The following is a 16,942-nucleotide window of genomic DNA, read 5'->3' as shown; positions in this document are numbered from 1 at the left end:
GTTAGAGATGCTGAGCGAAAATATATTTAGCGCGAAAAGCGCTACGTTATTATTGTATTTTTCTCAACACGATCTGTTCCTGCATTTTTTGGGCTAGTTGATCAAACAAATCCCTTAAAGCAGGGTATTCATCGGGAGAGAAAATCAATTGATTAATTTTTACTTTGTAAAGTAATTTTAAAACACCTTCCTTCTCTGCAGCTATGAACTGGATAGATGCTGAGCGATTGGGTAAATCCAGCAAGAGCCGGTCGGGGAGTGTCTCTACCGTATAGCCTTCTGGTAACTGGATGTTGTAGATAGACCGTTCCTCAAAAGGGTAGGAAAAGTCAACAGGATAAGTGCGTGCTTCTTTTTTGAAAGGATTTTCTCGAAAACTAGAGTAGACAAGAGGTGAGAAATAAAGAAAATCCTCGTTTGGAAATCCAGCCTCTTCGGCAGTGAATTTAGTGCTCGTTAATAAATCAATATTACTATTCTGAGGTTCTACTACGGAAAAGTCAGTAAGTTCAATGGTCGTTGGAAATTCATTATTCCAGGCATTTTGAAAGTCTATTTTACTACCGATTTCATTTAATGTTAAACGGTAATTTAATGCTTGGTAACCATTGAAGGTGCTGTTTACTTCACCATAGAGGGTACCATCTTCACTAAGTTGGGCTTCTACATTAATAGCCGCTTGCGAAGTAGGTAATAGGAGATCAATCCAGCGGGATTGCTCTTTTTCATCGTGTACAAGGAAGCCTTCGTGGTTCAATGCTTTGGGGTTGATTATACCCGGAGCAAACAAAGGATTAGCAAAATCTATGAGCTTACCCTTGCCATCCACCATTGCCAGTACAATCACATAGTTGAATTGACGCAACAAAGGGAAGGTGCGTGTCATTTGCCCATGAGCACGGGTGGATAAAATGACGGGATAAGCCTCAATGCCGTAATGTCGCAATAGTGCCAATCCCGAAAACTGTACCGTTGCAAGGTTCGCTGTGCTGGTATACATAGCATCGTCAGAAAAGTCGTTGGCAAAGATGCCGTAGTTTCTGTTCCATTGAATGTTTTCGGTGATGAATGTAAAGATTTGTTGTATTTGAGTGAGGTCATCAGCGTCGGCATTGACAACGGTTTCACTAAGCTTTGCAAGCTTGTTGTAACGGGTGCGCTGAAAGTAGGTTTTTCCAAAGCCGTAGGATTCAAAAAGGTATTCTGCCAGGTTGGGCCAGTCTCCAAAGTATTCGTGGGCGCGGTTGTCCGAGACTTGTACTTGGGTCAGCTGTATTTGAAATAAGGGGCTATAATCTTCCGGGGTAGTTATGTAGGGTTCGTCTTTTAGCGCAGGAGCGTTTTGTAAAGAGAAATTATAGCCATTACGACTTAAAGTCGTTCCGTTGGTAGTGTAGATGTCTATATCTGGTCCTAGTTGCTCCCGTGTAAAATTATCGATTCCGCGTAATAAACTAACAAAGCCCAAGTCTCTGCTATGATTAAAACGATAGTCTGCCCTCATGATAGGGGTTTCTTCAAAAAATTGCCAATTAGGCATCAGTACGTTAGAAGACCGTAAGTCAGCGATGTATTCAATGATGCACCCCTTGGTAATATTTGGAAAGGCTATAGTTACCTTTTTTACATCGTCGTCCTCTTTCGAGAAAAAGAAGTCTTTGTCTGTAAGTTCGGTGAAAGTGCCATCGGGAGCGATGACTCTAGCCTTGAGGCTTCTAATGACGCCACCAATGCGTTTAAGGACGTTGTTGTCACTATAATAAAGATAGTAGTTGGTGTAGGTGTCGTCGTGGATCGCAGCTTCCTTTAAAATTTTAACCCTTTTGTGGATAAGATTGATAGAATTGTCATTGTTTGTACGAGAGGAGTTAACATCGATGTCATCCTTTTGATAAAGAATAACAGCAGTCGCACTACTATCGTGAGGGCAATGCGTCATCTCTAATTCCTGATATGGAATCAATGGCCACTCAAAAGATTGAGCTGTTGAGATATGGTGAATAAAGATGGTGAAAAACACCCAAGAAGCTAGGCGGAGTAAAGTCATGGCAGCGCGAAGAAATTTAGAGAGAAAGAGAGAAAACTTAAATAATTGTGCTAATTATAGTTAAAGATAATAACTTTTTTCCTGAGCTAAGGTTAACTTAGAGCTTGTTCGGAAATTTAAGTTGAGGTGTTTTTTGAAAAAAAACAGACCTCAACACACCCTTAATTAAGATCCACGTCTAATTCTAATGTTCTAGTATGAAAAAACAAACCACAATTTTGGTGGCCTTGTTGCTATGGTACTGCGGTACCGTGCTGGCACAAGCTACCTTCCCGTACAATGGTGTGAAAGATCAGCGTGATGGCTGGTACGCTTTTACAAGTGCTACGGTAATTCCCCAAGCGGGATCAGAAATAAAAAATGCTACCCTTGTCATTAAGGAAGGGCGTATTGTTAGTATTACACCAAATGGGAGTGTCCCCGAAGGCGCAGTAGAGGTGGATGCTGAGGGTAAATACATTTACCCCTCACTCATTGACATGTATGCGGAGTACGGCTTGCCCGAGGCTAAATCTGTAGGAGAACGCCCCCGCCAGCAACCCCAAATGCTCTCTAACAAAGAGGGGGCTTATGGTTGGAACGAAGCCCTCAAGCCAGAGTTTCGTGCGCACGAGTATTTCACGCCAGATGGTAAAGCTGCTAAGAATTTACGCGAATTTGGCTTCGGAGTGGTGTCGTCGCTTCAGCAGGATGGGATTAGTAGAGGCTCATCGGTTGTTGTAAGCCTTGGTGAAGAACGGGCGAACGAGGTCATCATTAAGTCAGAAGGAGCCCATTATCTTTCTTTCAGTAAAGGAGTTTCCACCCAGTCGTACCCCAATTCTCTGATGGGCGTCATGGCCTTATTACGGCAAACGTATATCGATGCAGCGTGGTACCAAGATACAGATGAAGAAGGCACCAATCTGTCGCTGGAAGCTTGGAATGATGTGCAGGCTCTTCCACAAATTTTTGCAGTCTCGGATTGGCAGGAAGTATTACGTGCACAGGTACTTGCCAAAGAATTTGGCAAAAAGTATATCATCAAAGGATCAGGCGACGAGTATCAGCGTGTAGCAGAAATGAAGGAGTCTGGTGCTACCTTCATCCTACCCTTGGTTTTTCCGGATGCTTACGATGTTACCGACCCTTATGATGCGCACCAGTTGAGTCTTACCCAGCTTCGGCATTGGGAAATGGCACCGACCAATCCTGCGAAAATGGCCGAAGCAGGCATCAAGTTTGCCATTACCGCTGACGGTCATAAAAAGAGCAGCGATTTCTTCGGCGCTTTGCGTAAAGCCATCGAAAGTGGCCTTTCTGAAGCAGATGCGTTACGTGCTCTTACCGAAACTCCTGCCACGTTATTGGGAATCGCCGACGAAGCTGGTACGCTGGCTACAGGCAAGTGGGCAAACTTCCTGATTACTTCAGCACCTCTTTTTGCGAAAGGAACTAAGATTCACCACAACTGGGTGCAAGGTAAGCCTCACGTAATTGATGCGCTGCCAGCTTTTGATCTTACGGGCGACTACACGCTGAAAGCGGGATCTCGTGCTTACAACATGACTGTAGGTGCAAAAGGAGCTAAAATAAAAATTGATGAAGAAACCGAACTCGATGTAAAATACAGTGAGGAGGCTGGGCTGATTACCTTGTCTTTCCCTCAGGACAAAGGTGCAGGTTTGATGCGCCTCAGTGGATTGGTAGACGGAGATATGTGGCGCGGCCGTGGCCAAGACCCAACGGGAGCGTGGATCAACTGGGAAGCCGAAAAGACTGGTGGCAAAGCTGCTGCCGAAGAAAAAGAAGGAAAGGAAGCCGCTGCTACAGCTATGGTGAGCCAACAAACAGCTCCTTATGGTGCTTTTGGCTGGACCAGTCGCCCCAAAGCGGAAACGGTAATTATTCGTAATGCCACCCTCTGGACAAACGAAGAAAGTGGCATTTTGGAGAAAGCAGATATTATGCTGCAAAACGGCAAGATTGCACAAGTTGGCGGCAGTATTCGCGGTCCACGCGGAGCTGTTGAGATTGATGGTGCCGGTATGCACGTTACGCCCGGTATTATCGACGAGCACAGCCATATTGCGATCAGCCGAGGCGTGAACGAAAGCTCACAGGAAAGTACCGCGGAGGTAAGCATCGCTGATGTAGTGGATGCTACAGATATTGATATTTACCGGCAGTTGTCTGGCGGTGTTACGACTTCTCAGTTATTGCATGGCTCTGCAAACCCTATTGGTGGTCAGTCGGCATTGATTAAGTTGCGCTGGGGATATACGCCGGAAGAGATGAAATTTGCTGGCGCTCCAGGGTTCATCAAATTTGCATTGGGCGAGAATGTAAAGCAGTCTAACAGAAGCAATTCTTATGGCATCCGTTATCCGCAAACCCGTATGGGGGTAGAACAGGTTTTTGAAAACTACTTTACAGAAGCTCGCGCGTATGGTGAAGCCATTGATCGAGGTGAGAAAGTACGCCGCGACCTGGAATTAGAAACCCTCTTGGAAATTCTGAATGGTGAGCGCTTTATTACTTGTCACTCTTACCAGCAAGGCGAGATCAATATGCTCTTGAAGGTAGCAGACCGTTTTGGCTTCCGCGTGAATACCTTTACTCACATTTTGGAAGGTTACAAAGTGGCCGACAAGATGGCGGAGCATGGTGCTGGTGGTTCTTCTTTCTCAGATTGGTGGGCATACAAGTTTGAGGTCGTTGATGCGATTCCTTACAACGGTGCTATCATGCACGAGCAAGGCGTAACAGTAGCATTCAATTCTGATGATGCAGAAATGGCTCGCCGCTTGAATCAAGAAGCAGCAAAAGCTGTTCTTTTTGGTGGCGTTTCCGAAGAAGAAGCCCTGAAGTTTGTAACGCTTAACCCCGCAAAACTGCTGCATATTGATGATAAAGTGGGTAGCCTGAAAGTAGGTAAAGACGCTGATATTGTAGTTTGGACAGATAATCCGCTATCCGTTTATGCCCGTGCGAAGCACACCTACGTTGACGGTATCAAGTTCTATGATATGGACGAAGACGTAACCCGTCGAGCAGCCCTACAGGACGAACGCAATGCCTTGATCCAAAAAATGCTGGATGCAAAAGAAGGTGGTGCCAAAACCCAGCCTGCTAAAGGCCGCGGACAACGCCATTATCACTGTGATACGGACGACGACGAGGGACGATAGTCCCCTCGTTAATCAAGACATCAACGTCAATCCAGCATTGTTTAAAAATAAAGAATCATGCAATTAAAACATATATTCTTACTGTTCGCCACACTATTGAGCAGTTTGCTAATGGCTCAGCCTCCCGTGCCGGGGGCAGTACAAGCCAAACCCATCGCTATTGTTGGCGGCACTGCCCATTTAGGCAACGGGGAAGTCATTGAAAATGCCTTGGTCACTTTTGATCAAGGTAAGATTACGAGAGTAGACCGTGCCTCTGCAAAAGTAGATTTAAGTGACCATGAAGTAGTCGATGGTACGGGGAAACACATCTACCCGGGCCTGATTGCTCCCAATACCCAGCTTGGTATTGTAGAGATTGCAGCGGTAAGTGCCACCCGTGATAACGCAGAGACAGGTTACTTAAACCCTAATGCTCGTTCATTGGTAGCGTATAATACAGACTCGCACGTTACACCAACAGTGCGCGCTCGTGGCGTACTTTTTGCCCAGGTTACTCCTGAGGGAGGTGCCCTTTCCGGACAATCAAGCATCGTACAATTGGATGCTTGGAACTGGGAAGACGCGGCTGTTTTGGCAGATGATGGGCATCATCTAAATTGGCCTCGTCGCCGAAGCTATAGCTGGCGGCAAGGTACCTGGACCAAAAATGAGCGCTACGCTGAACAAGTTCAAAGCGTAGAAGATTTCCTTCGTCAGGCACAAGCTTATTGCGCTGGTGCTGACCGGGAACCTAATCTTCGTTTAGCTTCAGCTTGTGGATTGTTTAATGGAAAGCAGCGTTTGTTTGTCCACGCCAATCTGGCCAAGGATATTGAACAGGCTATTCTTTTAGGTAAGAAGTTTGACCTTGATCTGGTGATCGTTGGTGGTGAAGAAAGCTATCTGGTAACGGAGTTGTTGAGGGAGTACAAAGTGCCTGTTATCCTGGGGCCTACCCACGCTTTACCCGGCACCCTGGATAGTGATGTAGATCAGCCTTTTAAAACCCCTGCCGCACTACATGAAGCAGGCGTGCAGTTTTGCTTGAGCAACGAGGGATTCTGGCAACAGCGCAACCTCCCTTTTCAGGCAGGAACAGCCGTAGCTTATGGTTTGCCTTATGAGAAGGCTATTCAGGCGCTTACCTTAGATGCCGCTAGTATTCTGGGTGTTGCAGATCGGATTGGGTCATTAGAAGTAGGTAAGGATGCATCCTTGATTATTACCTCTGGTGATGTGTTGGATATGCGCACCAGTGTCGTAGAACATGCGTTTATCGATGGCCGAAAGGTAGACCTGGATAATAAGCAGGATCAACTGTATCGCCGTTTTCAGACGAAGTACCAGCGACAAAAGTAGAAAAACTCGCTTTTAATCTTTTCAAGTCTTATATTTGTTATAATAGGTTTGGTTCTCTTGAGCCAAACCTATTACGTTTTTAAACAGTGAATTCAAAAGAGCAATGAATAGGCTCTATTAGCGGGATACGGATGATAGAAGAAATAACAACAACAGAGGAAGAGGAAGAAAAGAAGCTGATTCAGAATGCGTACCGGCACTTGCTGCGTTCCATTAAGTCTGATATGGATGAGACGGACCAGAAAAACATCCGGGGAGCGTATGAATTGGCGGTAGAAGCACATGCTGCTCAACGCCGAAAGTCGGGAGAGCCTTATATTCTCCATCCTATCGCAGTAGCACGGATTTGTGCAGAAGAAATAGGGCTGGGTCCTACTGCTATTGTAGCGGCTTTACTTCATGATGTAGTAGAAGATACAGACATCACGTTGACGGATTTGCAGGACCAGTTCGGTCCGCAGATTACCAAAATGGTAGACGGGCTTACCAAGCTAGATGGTGCCTATAACTCTGATAGCCCGCAAGCCGAGAATTTTAAAAAAGTATTAAGTACACTGGTCGAGGATGTGCGCATCGTGCTGATAAAAATGGCCGATCGCCTGCACAATATGCGAACCTTGGGTGCCATGCCTCCGCACAAGCAGCTTAAAATTGCTGCAGAAACCAGTTATATCTATGCACCCCTAGCTCATCGCTTGGGTTTGTATGCCTTCCGTACGGAATTTCTCGATCTGTGTATGAAGATCACGGATGCGGAAGACTATTTTTCTATTGCCCAAAAGCTACAGGAAACTAAAAGTAGCCGGGAAGCCTACATTGAGTCCTTCATCGCGCCGCTCAAAGAACAGCTGGATGAAATAGGTATCAAATACCGGATTTTTGGACGCGCGAAATCAATTTATTCTATTTGGAATAAGCTGAAAAACAAGGATGTCGCTTTTGAAGAAATCTATGATCTATTTGCGGTCAGGATCATTCTGGATGTGCCACCGAAGAAAGAAAAATTATACTGCTGGCAGACTTACAGTATCGTTACCGATGTACACAAACCCATTACGGAACGCCTGAAAGACTGGATCACAACGCCCAAAGCCAATGGTTATGAGTCGTTGCATACTACGGTAGTTGGACCTGCGGGGCGTTTTGTAGAAGTACAAATACGTTCTGAGCGAATGGATGAAATCGCAGAAAGAGGGTTTGCTGCACACTGGAAGTACAAGGGCGTAAATAATTCGGATGATGTATTCGAACGCTGGTTGGATAGTGTACGAGAAATATTAGAAGACCCTGACGATACCCCTGTAGAGTTTCTGGATAGCTTCAAGTCGAATAGCCTCTTTAATGAGGAAGTTTACGTTTACACACCTAAAGGAGATCCACGGGTTTTGCCGAAAGGCGCAACTGCATTAGACTTTGCTTTTAGTATCCACTCGGATGTAGGTTATCATTGTACGGCCATAAAAATCGACAATCAGATTGTCCCGATGGGGCGGATGTTGAAAAATGGTGACCGGATAGAGGTGGTCACCAGTAATAATCAAAAACCTTCAGAAAGCTGGCTCAAGCTGGTGACTACCGGGAAGGCCAAAGCCAAGATACGCTCTGCCATGAAGGAAGAGCGCCGCCGTAAAGGAGAGCTTGGCCGCGAAGCACTGGAGCGAAAGTTCAAAAATCTGCGCATACAGTCCTATGATGATGCAATGGAAACGCTGGTAAAGCACTACAAGCTCAACAGCCATGTAGATCTTTACTTTGCTATCGCGATGAATAGTATTACGGTTACAGAGATATTTAAAAAGTTCAAACCGGATCATGGCAAGCTTAAGCTAGTAGAGCTACCTCCGGTAGAAGTGCCTAAGAAAGAAGTTGTCGTAATTAAGCGGCCTCGTAAAGATACTGGTAACCATCCGCGGCTTATGATTAACGGAGAGCCCGGAGATCAGTACGATTACGCTTTGGCAACCTGCTGTAATCCGGTGCAAGGGGATAAGATATTTGCTTATCTTACAGCCAATGCAGGCTTGAAAATTCACCGTATCAATTGTCCGAATGCAACTAACCTGATGGTCAATTATGGTTATCGGATCATGAAAGCAGATTGGTCCAGCGATATGCCGCAAACAAATTTTGTGACAAAGCTTAAAATTACGGGTATAGATGATGGTCCTGGAGTAATCGAGCGACTGACGCATCAAATTTCTCTAATGGGTTTGAACATCCGCTCCCTTAATATTGCGGGGACAGAAGGCTTCTTCGAGTCAGAGCTAAGTCTTATTGTTGCGAATACCGACCAATTGAATCAGGCAACCCGGGCTTTGAAAAACTTGTCGAACATCTCAACTGTTACTAGAGTAGAGTAGACTTGTTCTGCTGGGGCAGATAAGGCGCGATTTGTCCCCGAAATGATCCCCGCGGAACAAGTCTAATAAAAAGAATTATGACGAAAGAGAACGATAGAAGAGATATTATTGAAGCGGTAAAGAACATTTTTTCCTCTCACCTGGAAAAAAATGGCTTGCGTAAAACGCCGGAACGCTACGCGATCCTGGAAGAGATTTATAAGCGTACTGATCATTTCGATGCGGAAGCGCTCTATATTCACATGAAGACACAAAATTATCGAGTAAGCCGGGCGACCGTCTACAATACCCTCGAGTTGTTGGTGAATTGTGATTTGGTGACCAAGCACCAGTTTGGTAAAAATTTGGCGCAGTATGAGAAGTCTTACGGCTTCAAACAACATGATCACCTTATTTGTGTGGACTGTGGGAAAGTGCTCGAATTTTGTGACCCACGTATTCAGCAAATTAAAACCATGATGGGCGATCTATTGCAGTTTAAGATAACCCATCACTCTCTCAACTTATACGGTGAGTGCCAAGGGGCTTGTGAAAAGACTCGCCAACTGGAAAATACTACGAATAAAGTGGAAGAAGTTCGCTAATTTTGCGGCATGGACCAAGTCTATGAACTCAGACAGTCAGGCCGCATTAAAGTGCTACGGGTACATAACCTGTTGAGTGAATTTGCCAACCGGGAAATTCTAAGCATCGCCCAAGGCTGTATTGATGATGGTTTCAATAGGTTTGTCGTCGATTTAGAAGGGATGCCCTATACCAACAGTGTTGGCCTTAATTTTTTAATTACCCTTCAGTCGCGTTGCCAAGATCAGAATGGTTCCATTGTGATCGTCAACGTTTCCAAAAAAATAATTCAGTTGTTGGAGATAACCAAACTCCAGCCTTTATTTCACTTAACAGATTCAGTAGACGAAGCACTTCGATTACTGAATGAGGCATGAGCCAGGTAGCACGCCCCAAAAGGGAGTGCTTTTCTTAGTTTGCGCCCGCAAAATTGAATGCACCGCATGACGGTAGATGTACTACTCGGCCTCCAATGGGGCGATGAAGGGAAAGGCAAAATTGTTGATTACCTAGCGCCGCGTTACGATATCATAGCCCGCTTTCAAGGGGGCCCTAATGCCGGCCATACGCTGGTTTTTGAAGGGAAGAAGCACGTACTTCATACCGTCCCTTCCGGAATCTTTCGAGAAGCTCAGCTCAACCTTATCGGTAATGGCGTCGTCATTGACCCGATTACGTTGGGTCGCGAACTTGATGAATTGACGGAGGCAGGTGTTGAGTACCACGATCGGCTATTGGTGGCACGTAAAGCCCACCTGATTCTGCCTACCCATCGCTACCTCGATAAAGCGAGCGAAGCTGCAAAAGGGAAAGCCAAGATTGGTTCTACCTTAAAAGGAATCGGGCCTACCTACATGGATAAAACCGGTCGGAATGGTTTGCGTGTAGGAGATTTAGAAGCGGCTGATTTTGCGGATCGCTACGCTGTATTGAAGGCCAAGCACCTGGAGCTGCTGAAGATTTACCCAGAGGTAGAGTTTGATTTGGAGGCAGAAGAAGAAAAGTGGCACATAGCTATCGAACGTCTGCGGAAGTTACACTTGGTGGATGGCGAGTATTACATTAATAATGCGCTCAACTCAGGGAAGCGTATCCTGGCGGAAGGTGCTCAAGGCTCTATGCTGGATATTGATTACGGTACTTATCCTTTTGTTACCTCTTCAAATACAATTACCGCAGGTGTTTGTACTGGTTTGGGCGTAAGTCCTCAGAAAATTGGTGAAGTAATCGGTATCACCAAGGCCTATTGTACGCGTGTCGGTTCCGGACCATTCCCTACCGAGTTGTTTGATGATATGGGCGAGTTTCTGCGTAAGGAAGGTGCTGAATTTGGCGCTACAACCGGCCGGCCACGGCGCTGTGGTTGGGTTGATTTGCCTCAACTGAGGTATACCATTATGCTCAATGGAGTGACCCAGCTAGTGGTTACAAAAATTGACGTACTGAACAAGTTGCCAGAAATTAAAGCAGCTACAGCTTACGCAATAAATGATAAAGAGACGGATCAACTGCCGTTTGATCTTTGTGATGATACCTGCAAGCCGGTCTATGAATCGTTCCCCGGCTGGGAAGGTGATTTGGAGCGTGTAGCGACTTATGGGATGCTGCCCGAGGCCGCTCAAGGCTTTATCACAGAACTGGAAGAACGACTAAAGGTACCGGTAACGATGGTGTCGACCGGGCCAGGCAGAAGACAGTTGTTAGAGAAAATACAAGGATAAAAATAACAGAAGAATGCTGCAAGTTCCTATCTATCTGACAGTATTCTTTGTGTTAATTACTTTTACAACCACAGCCTTGTTTTGGTGGGTTTTAAAAGTGAGCAAAAACGCTGAGCACCAGCCAAAATGGAGCCGCCTTTTTTTAGGAGGGAGTTTCCTTTGGCTGGGGCTACAAGCGTTTTTGTCTTTTCAGGGTACCTATTATGAACACTTGAATGCGCTTCCTCCATGCATTGCGATTTTGGGATTGATTCCGCCGCTGATGCTTATTGTGACCTTGTTTTTACGGCCCAGCGGCAAGCGGTTCATAGACAGCCTTCCGCTGCCGTCGCTGACGATGCTTCATGTGATCAGGATACCCGTAGAGCTGGTATTGTACGGATTGTTTCTGGCAGGCACGATTCCCGAGTTGATGACCTTTACAGGTCGAAATTTCGATATTCTTGCAGGGCTCACCGCACCATTGATTGTCTATATCGGTTGGCGGCCCGCCTTTCGGCGAAACTTGCTGATCGGTTGGAATGTGGTCAGTCTGGCACTCTTGTTGAGTATCGTAATTCATGCGCTACTGGCGGCCCCCTTTCCATTACAACAGCTTGCTTTTGATCAGCCTAATATCGCTGTATTGTATTTCCCCTTTAGTTGGTTGCCTACTTACGTGGTGCCGGTGGTATTGTTTTGTCACTTGGCTGCGTTAAGGAAGTTGTACTAAATTTCAATATCGCTACCTTTAGCGGATAAACAAGTAAAAACCACAATGGAGCAAAACCCATCTATTCGCCTAAGTGTGTTGGAAGATCATGAAGTAGAGGCTGCTGTCCAAGAACTTTTTGGAAGCGCAAGTCTGTTAGCGAGTATGAAGACTTTTATGCCTGCAGAGCTTTATGAGGAGCTGCTTAGGGCTAAAGATGAGGTGAAAAGCACCCTTGATTTTCAGGAGAAAATGATGTTGGTGTTTTTGCGTTTTGTACGCGAATTGAGTATTACCGAACTGACGAATAGCGGCCTCGAACAACTTGATCCATCCCAGAAGTACCTATTCATCTCCAACCACAGGGACATTGGCCTGGATTCGGCATATCTTAATAAAGCACTCTTTGAAGCAGGTTTTACGACCACCCAGATTGCCATAGGAGATAATTTGATGACCCACCGTCTGGCCGAATTGATTTTTCGTATCAATAAAAGTTTTGCAGTAGTGCGCTCAGGTAGTCCACGGGAGCTGTACCAACACTCGGTGAGGATGTCTACCTATATTCACGAGATGGTTCATACCGGAAAGGATTCCATTTGGATCGCCCAGCGGGAAGGCCGCTCCAAAGATGGCAATGATCGTACCCAAATCGGGATGCTAAAAATGCTCAGCCTCAGTAACCAGGGAGATATGATTGACCATTTTAGCGAACTGAATATCGTACCTGTATCCATCTCCTACGAATACGACCCCACAGGATTGGTGAAAACACTCAGTCATCTGCGAAAGCTGAAAAATCCTGAATTTAAAAAATCTTTCACCGAAGATATTCAACACATTCTACTTGGAATCAAAGGCCAAAAAGGACACGTTCATTTCCATTTTGGTAAGCCAATAAACTCACGTCTACAACCCCTTCGAGCGCTGGATAACGCCAAGAAACAGCTTGAAGAACTGGTAGTTCTTCTCGATAAATCTATTCATACCAACTACCGCTTGCACCCCATCAATTACATCGCTTGTGATCTGCTGCAAGGAAGCAAGAAGTACCAGTCTTACTACACGCCAGCAGAGTTGCGGGAGATCAATGTTTTCTTCGAAAAACAGCTTGCTCTGCTTCCTCCCGATCAAATTGAAGATGGCCGTAAGTACCTACTGGGGATTTATGCCAATCCGGTTTGGAATAGGGAGGGGTGAGATTTTATTAATTGCTTGGGTTGTATAGTTTTAATGCATATATTTAGTTTTCGATTTAACACGATTGTGGTTTTTAAAGCGCTCCTAATCTGAAAATTCACCTGATAGCTCAAACAGGTGCCAGCCTAAATTTTATTTTGGTTGTTGTTTATTGTAGCGCTTAAAGGACTGCGAACAAAAGCGCTTTCTCATGAGTAAAAACAGTTCTTATTATCTGGTGTTTTTTCAACTATTCTTTGTTGGATACCTTTCCGCTCAGCGCAGCAGTTTTGGTTATCTATTAGACGCTACTGGATTCAATTGTAGTGAATCCAAAGGAGAAATTTGTTTTGTCACCAATTTTGATTTGATAGGTAACCCTTTTGCTTGTGATGGCGCAGTTGTAGAAATAGAATATCCTACAGGTAGCTTTATGCCTACTACGTTGGGCGAGTTTGTCGTTCATAATAGTAACGCTACCGTTACTGTCTTACGCTATGTGACTGAAATATTGACGGTTACGAGTGATCAGATAACCTGCTTTGAAGGCGAATTGCTAATTCCGGAGACGATGTTCAATGTGAGGATATTATCTCCGGATGATTTGACGGAAGTCATTGAGGTAAGTAGTTTTTTAGTAGATGATTTGGTTGAAGTTGGAGAACCAGATGAAACAACACTTTTGTCTGATTTAATTTTACCGGGAGGAGATCTCTTGCCAGTTGCTGATGCAGCATTTAATGGACAACGAATTTTAGTTGCCGGGAAACTAATAGTAGATGTAGATTACTTTTTTGGACAAGGTGCTAATGGCGGAGGTCTTAATAATATTACCTTTTTACCTGATGCGAGCATTGAAACACAGGAGGGACAGTCAATAGAACTTGAATTTTTACGGAGTAATCTTCAAGGTTGTCCAGGAGAAGGCCGTTGGGAAGGAGTGATAATTAATGATGGAGGTAGTATTGTCCGTTTAGATCGATCAAGTATAGATGGTGCTAAAATTGGAGTAAATATGCGTGATGATGCTTCTTTGAGACTAGTGTATAGTAGTCTAAGTAATCATCAACGAGGGATTTCTTCTATTGGTTCTATCCCTAGAACTATTAATATTTTTACTCCTCCAAATATACCAGCAAGACCTACCATATTTAATTGTGACTACGGTATGGAGTTGGAAAATGTAGAAGCTCCATTCCTTGAGTACATAAATTTTAAAAAGAATGAAACAGGACTAAGACTGACAAATCTGAATACTTTTTTTGCGAGACATTTACTCTTTGAAGATAATGAAACTGGTATTTCTGGAGGAGAAAATCTTGAAGCATTCTCATTATATAATTCTGATTTGCTTGGTGGGTTTACGGGAATCGACTTGAGATTTTATTCATCCTTCAGTTTGATAGACAATGATATTGAAGACTGTAATACAGCCGTACGGTTACTTGATAACCGAATTAATTCCAGGGGTATTATCGTTGACAACTTTATTCGAAGTGCCTACAATATCTTTGCCGTTCACCGACCAGGTACCATGTTTGTAAGTGGGAACGACATGGGGGCAGATGCCTATAATTTTGCCATTTTTGGAAATTTTGGAGGAAACCATCGCTGGGTTATTCGGGACAATCCAGTATTATTTGCGGGGCTTAATGCTCCTGCTTTCGGTAATACTGTTTTGATGGGAACAGAAAAGGTAGTTATTGCCGATAACAGTTCCATGATTGCTGATGATGGGCCATCAATTGTTTTATCGGGAGGTAGTAATAGTACAATAGAAAACAACAATCTCTTTGCTGGTAAGGAAGGAATAATAATGAACGGGAGCTCGATGAATACCATTAGCTGCAATATTGTAGATGGAGATGTTGGTATGGAAGTACTCAACAACTGTTCTGGAGCCGATATTAAAGGGAACGATTTTAGTTACTCAGGGCAACAGAATTTAAACTACGGTAATGATGATAACACGATGGCTATATCAAGTGTGCAGGAGTATAAGGGGAATATTTTTGCAAATAGCAGCCCAAATTCACCCGTAGCAGAACATTTCGGAAGTGATTTTGAGGTTGATTTTAGCTTGTATAAAGTCAATCAAAACAACGTGCAAGGAGGGACTCTGTTTCCTTATTTCGTTTCCAATGCGGATTATTGGTTTGAGGGGACAGGTAACAATGAAGACTACGATTGTCCAGAAGGTGTTATAGCGCCTAGTCCTGACAATGAAAAATTAATGAAAGCTAGCGTAACGGAATTTTTATCTGTTCCTTTTTTGAATGAATTCTATGGGAGTGATGTAGCCTCCGTAGTAGAGTTGCAGGGTGCTCGTCATCGGTTATCTTTAGAAGAGGAGCAAATTTCGCTTGCTGGATTGATCAATAGCGAGATCACCAATCCTATGAGTAATTATGCGGGGATATTCAATGAATGGCTGACTGAAATAGGAGACCCTGGTCAAATTCCGTCTCGTGCATTGGATGTGCTAAACGCTGAGAACAGTTTTAGGGATATCATACAATTGTCAACGACAGAAGAATTGGAATTGATTGATAATGCAGTTGATTTGAGGACGCTCGAAACGATGTTGAGTAGCAGTGAGCCTGTTTTAGATGTTTCAGAGGCTGGCGAAGTAATGTTTAATCTTGAAAATTATCAGGAACGACAAGGATTTTTATCTGATTTAGTGTCTACTCATGCCCAGGCAGATGATTTATTTTCCGAGCAAGCGTTGATTCTACAAAATGCTATTCCTGCTTTGGAATTATACAATGGAAATGTTGATCCAGAAGGTTTGCTCCCTTATGAAGTTAAAAAAGAAGTTAACGCGATTGCCTTGAAGCAATTAGCAGACAACTCATATACATTGTCATCTCAAGAGGTGAGTGATTTAGAGTTATATGCTAATTTATGTGCAGCAAAGGGAGGAGATGGGGTGTATTTAGCGCGAGCTATTTTAACGCAATACCTAGGCGTAGCCAATTTTGATTATAAAGACGAATGCCTGCCAAAGGAAGAAGAGAAAGATATTTCAATAGGAGCCCCTACTCATCTTGTTTTACAGGCAAACATTTTTCCTAATCCAACGAATAGTGAGAGTATAGTACGTTTACCTAATAACCATAATTTTGAAACGCTACTTGTTGTAGATGTAAACGGGAGAAAGATGCTAAGCCGATCTTTAGATAATGAGGTGTTTGAGGTGGGAATCAACCAAGATTGGTGGTTGCCAGGTACTTATTTTGTGTCCTTACTTAGAGAAGATGAGATTGTTCATTTGAAGCTAATTATCCAATAGTGAATAAAAAAACATCTATTTTTTTATTAGAAAAAAACAATCCCCTATTTCTACCCATACGTATCGGGGGGGTAATTTTTCTTTTGAGTTTTGCAGCTATTACCTCTGCCCAAAAATACAATCACCAATGGTTATTTGGGTACGATGATTATTGGAGTAACCCTATGTTTGGATTCTCAAAGTTAGACTTCAACGAGGGGGTAGTATCCATCAATTATTGGTCGGATGCCGGTTACGATTTGGGTGCTCAAGGGAGTTTTATCTGTGACGGTACAACTGGAGAAATTATATTATTTACCAATGGTTGTAAAGTTTGGGATGCAGAGCACAACTCATTAACCGGGGAAGATTTTTTGATGGACGATTGGGCAAGCCCTCTATATTGCCCTAAAGAACACCCCACTCGAAATGCCCGATTGTTACTTCCTAGTTTACAGAATGATACGACTTTTTATTTAGTGCAAAAGGACGTCAACTACTCAGAGGAGATAGGAACAGTAGTTTCGGAACGACTTTTTATTCATACGATCATACAATCTGAGGATGGCGTGTTTTTCTTGCAGAACACGGAAGT

11 protein-coding genes are annotated in these 16,942 nt (G+C 44.0%); 10 read left to right on the top strand and 1 reads right to left on the bottom strand.

Annotated elements, in window-relative coordinates; all coding sequences use genetic code 11:
• Positions 1-49: 49 nt before the first annotated feature.
• Positions 50-2,047, bottom strand: a complete 1,998-nt coding sequence (locus ACRBG0_RS09620) for a DUF3857 domain-containing protein (RefSeq protein WP_431486684.1) — start codon at positions 2,045-2,047, stop codon at positions 50-52.
• A 197-nt stretch (positions 2,048-2,244) separates the two neighbouring features.
• Between ACRBG0_RS09620 and ACRBG0_RS09615 the strand changes: the two genes are divergently transcribed.
• From ACRBG0_RS09615 to ACRBG0_RS09570, 10 genes are all read left to right on the top strand, one after another.
• Positions 2,245-5,217: an amidohydrolase family protein gene (locus ACRBG0_RS09615; RefSeq protein WP_431486683.1), complete on the top strand. Its 2,973-nt coding sequence runs from the start codon at positions 2,245-2,247 to the stop codon at positions 5,215-5,217.
• A 57-nt stretch (positions 5,218-5,274) separates the two neighbouring features.
• A complete protein-coding gene (locus ACRBG0_RS09610) occupies positions 5,275-6,558 on the top strand; it encodes an amidohydrolase family protein (protein WP_431486682.1) in 1,284 nt (427 codons plus the stop codon).
• 131 nt (positions 6,559-6,689) lie between these two features.
• The gene (locus ACRBG0_RS09605; RefSeq protein WP_431486681.1) at positions 6,690-8,918 is read left to right on the top strand and encodes a RelA/SpoT family protein; all 2,229 of its coding nucleotides are present in this window, start codon (positions 6,690-6,692) and stop codon (positions 8,916-8,918) included.
• 77 nt (positions 8,919-8,995) lie between these two features.
• Positions 8,996-9,502: a Fur family transcriptional regulator gene (locus tag ACRBG0_RS09600; RefSeq protein WP_431486680.1), complete on the top strand. Its 507-nt coding sequence runs from the start codon at positions 8,996-8,998 to the stop codon at positions 9,500-9,502.
• A gap of 9 nt (positions 9,503-9,511) precedes the next feature.
• The gene (locus ACRBG0_RS09595; protein WP_431486679.1) at positions 9,512-9,859 is read left to right on the top strand and encodes an STAS domain-containing protein; all 348 of its coding nucleotides are present in this window, start codon (positions 9,512-9,514) and stop codon (positions 9,857-9,859) included.
• A gap of 66 nt (positions 9,860-9,925) precedes the next feature.
• Positions 9,926-11,203, top strand: a complete 1,278-nt coding sequence (locus ACRBG0_RS09590; RefSeq protein WP_431486678.1) for an adenylosuccinate synthase — start codon at positions 9,926-9,928, stop codon at positions 11,201-11,203.
• Between the two features lie 13 nt (positions 11,204-11,216).
• On the top strand, positions 11,217-11,915 hold the full coding sequence (locus ACRBG0_RS09585; RefSeq protein WP_431486677.1) for a hypothetical protein: 699 nt from the start codon (positions 11,217-11,219) through the stop codon (positions 11,913-11,915).
• A gap of 45 nt (positions 11,916-11,960) precedes the next feature.
• Positions 11,961-13,094: a 1-acyl-sn-glycerol-3-phosphate acyltransferase gene (locus ACRBG0_RS09580; protein WP_431486676.1), complete on the top strand. Its 1,134-nt coding sequence runs from the start codon at positions 11,961-11,963 to the stop codon at positions 13,092-13,094.
• A 190-nt stretch (positions 13,095-13,284) separates the two neighbouring features.
• Positions 13,285-16,368 carry a NosD domain-containing protein gene (locus ACRBG0_RS09575; protein ID WP_431486675.1) on the top strand — a complete coding sequence of 1,028 codons (3,084 nt, stop codon included), beginning with the start codon at positions 13,285-13,287 and terminating at the stop codon, positions 16,366-16,368.
• On the top strand, positions 16,368-16,942 hold a 575-nt coding region (locus ACRBG0_RS09570; RefSeq protein ID WP_431486674.1), incomplete at its 3' end, for a hypothetical protein. The genes ACRBG0_RS09575 and ACRBG0_RS09570, both read left to right, overlap by 1 nt.

Origin of the sequence: Lewinella sp., from assembly GCF_050633125.1 — a bacterium.
GTDB lineage: Bacteria > Bacteroidota > Bacteroidia > Chitinophagales > Saprospiraceae > Lewinella.
Note: the sequence above shows the minus strand (reverse complement) of the source record. Positions and strands in the feature narration are given on the sequence as shown.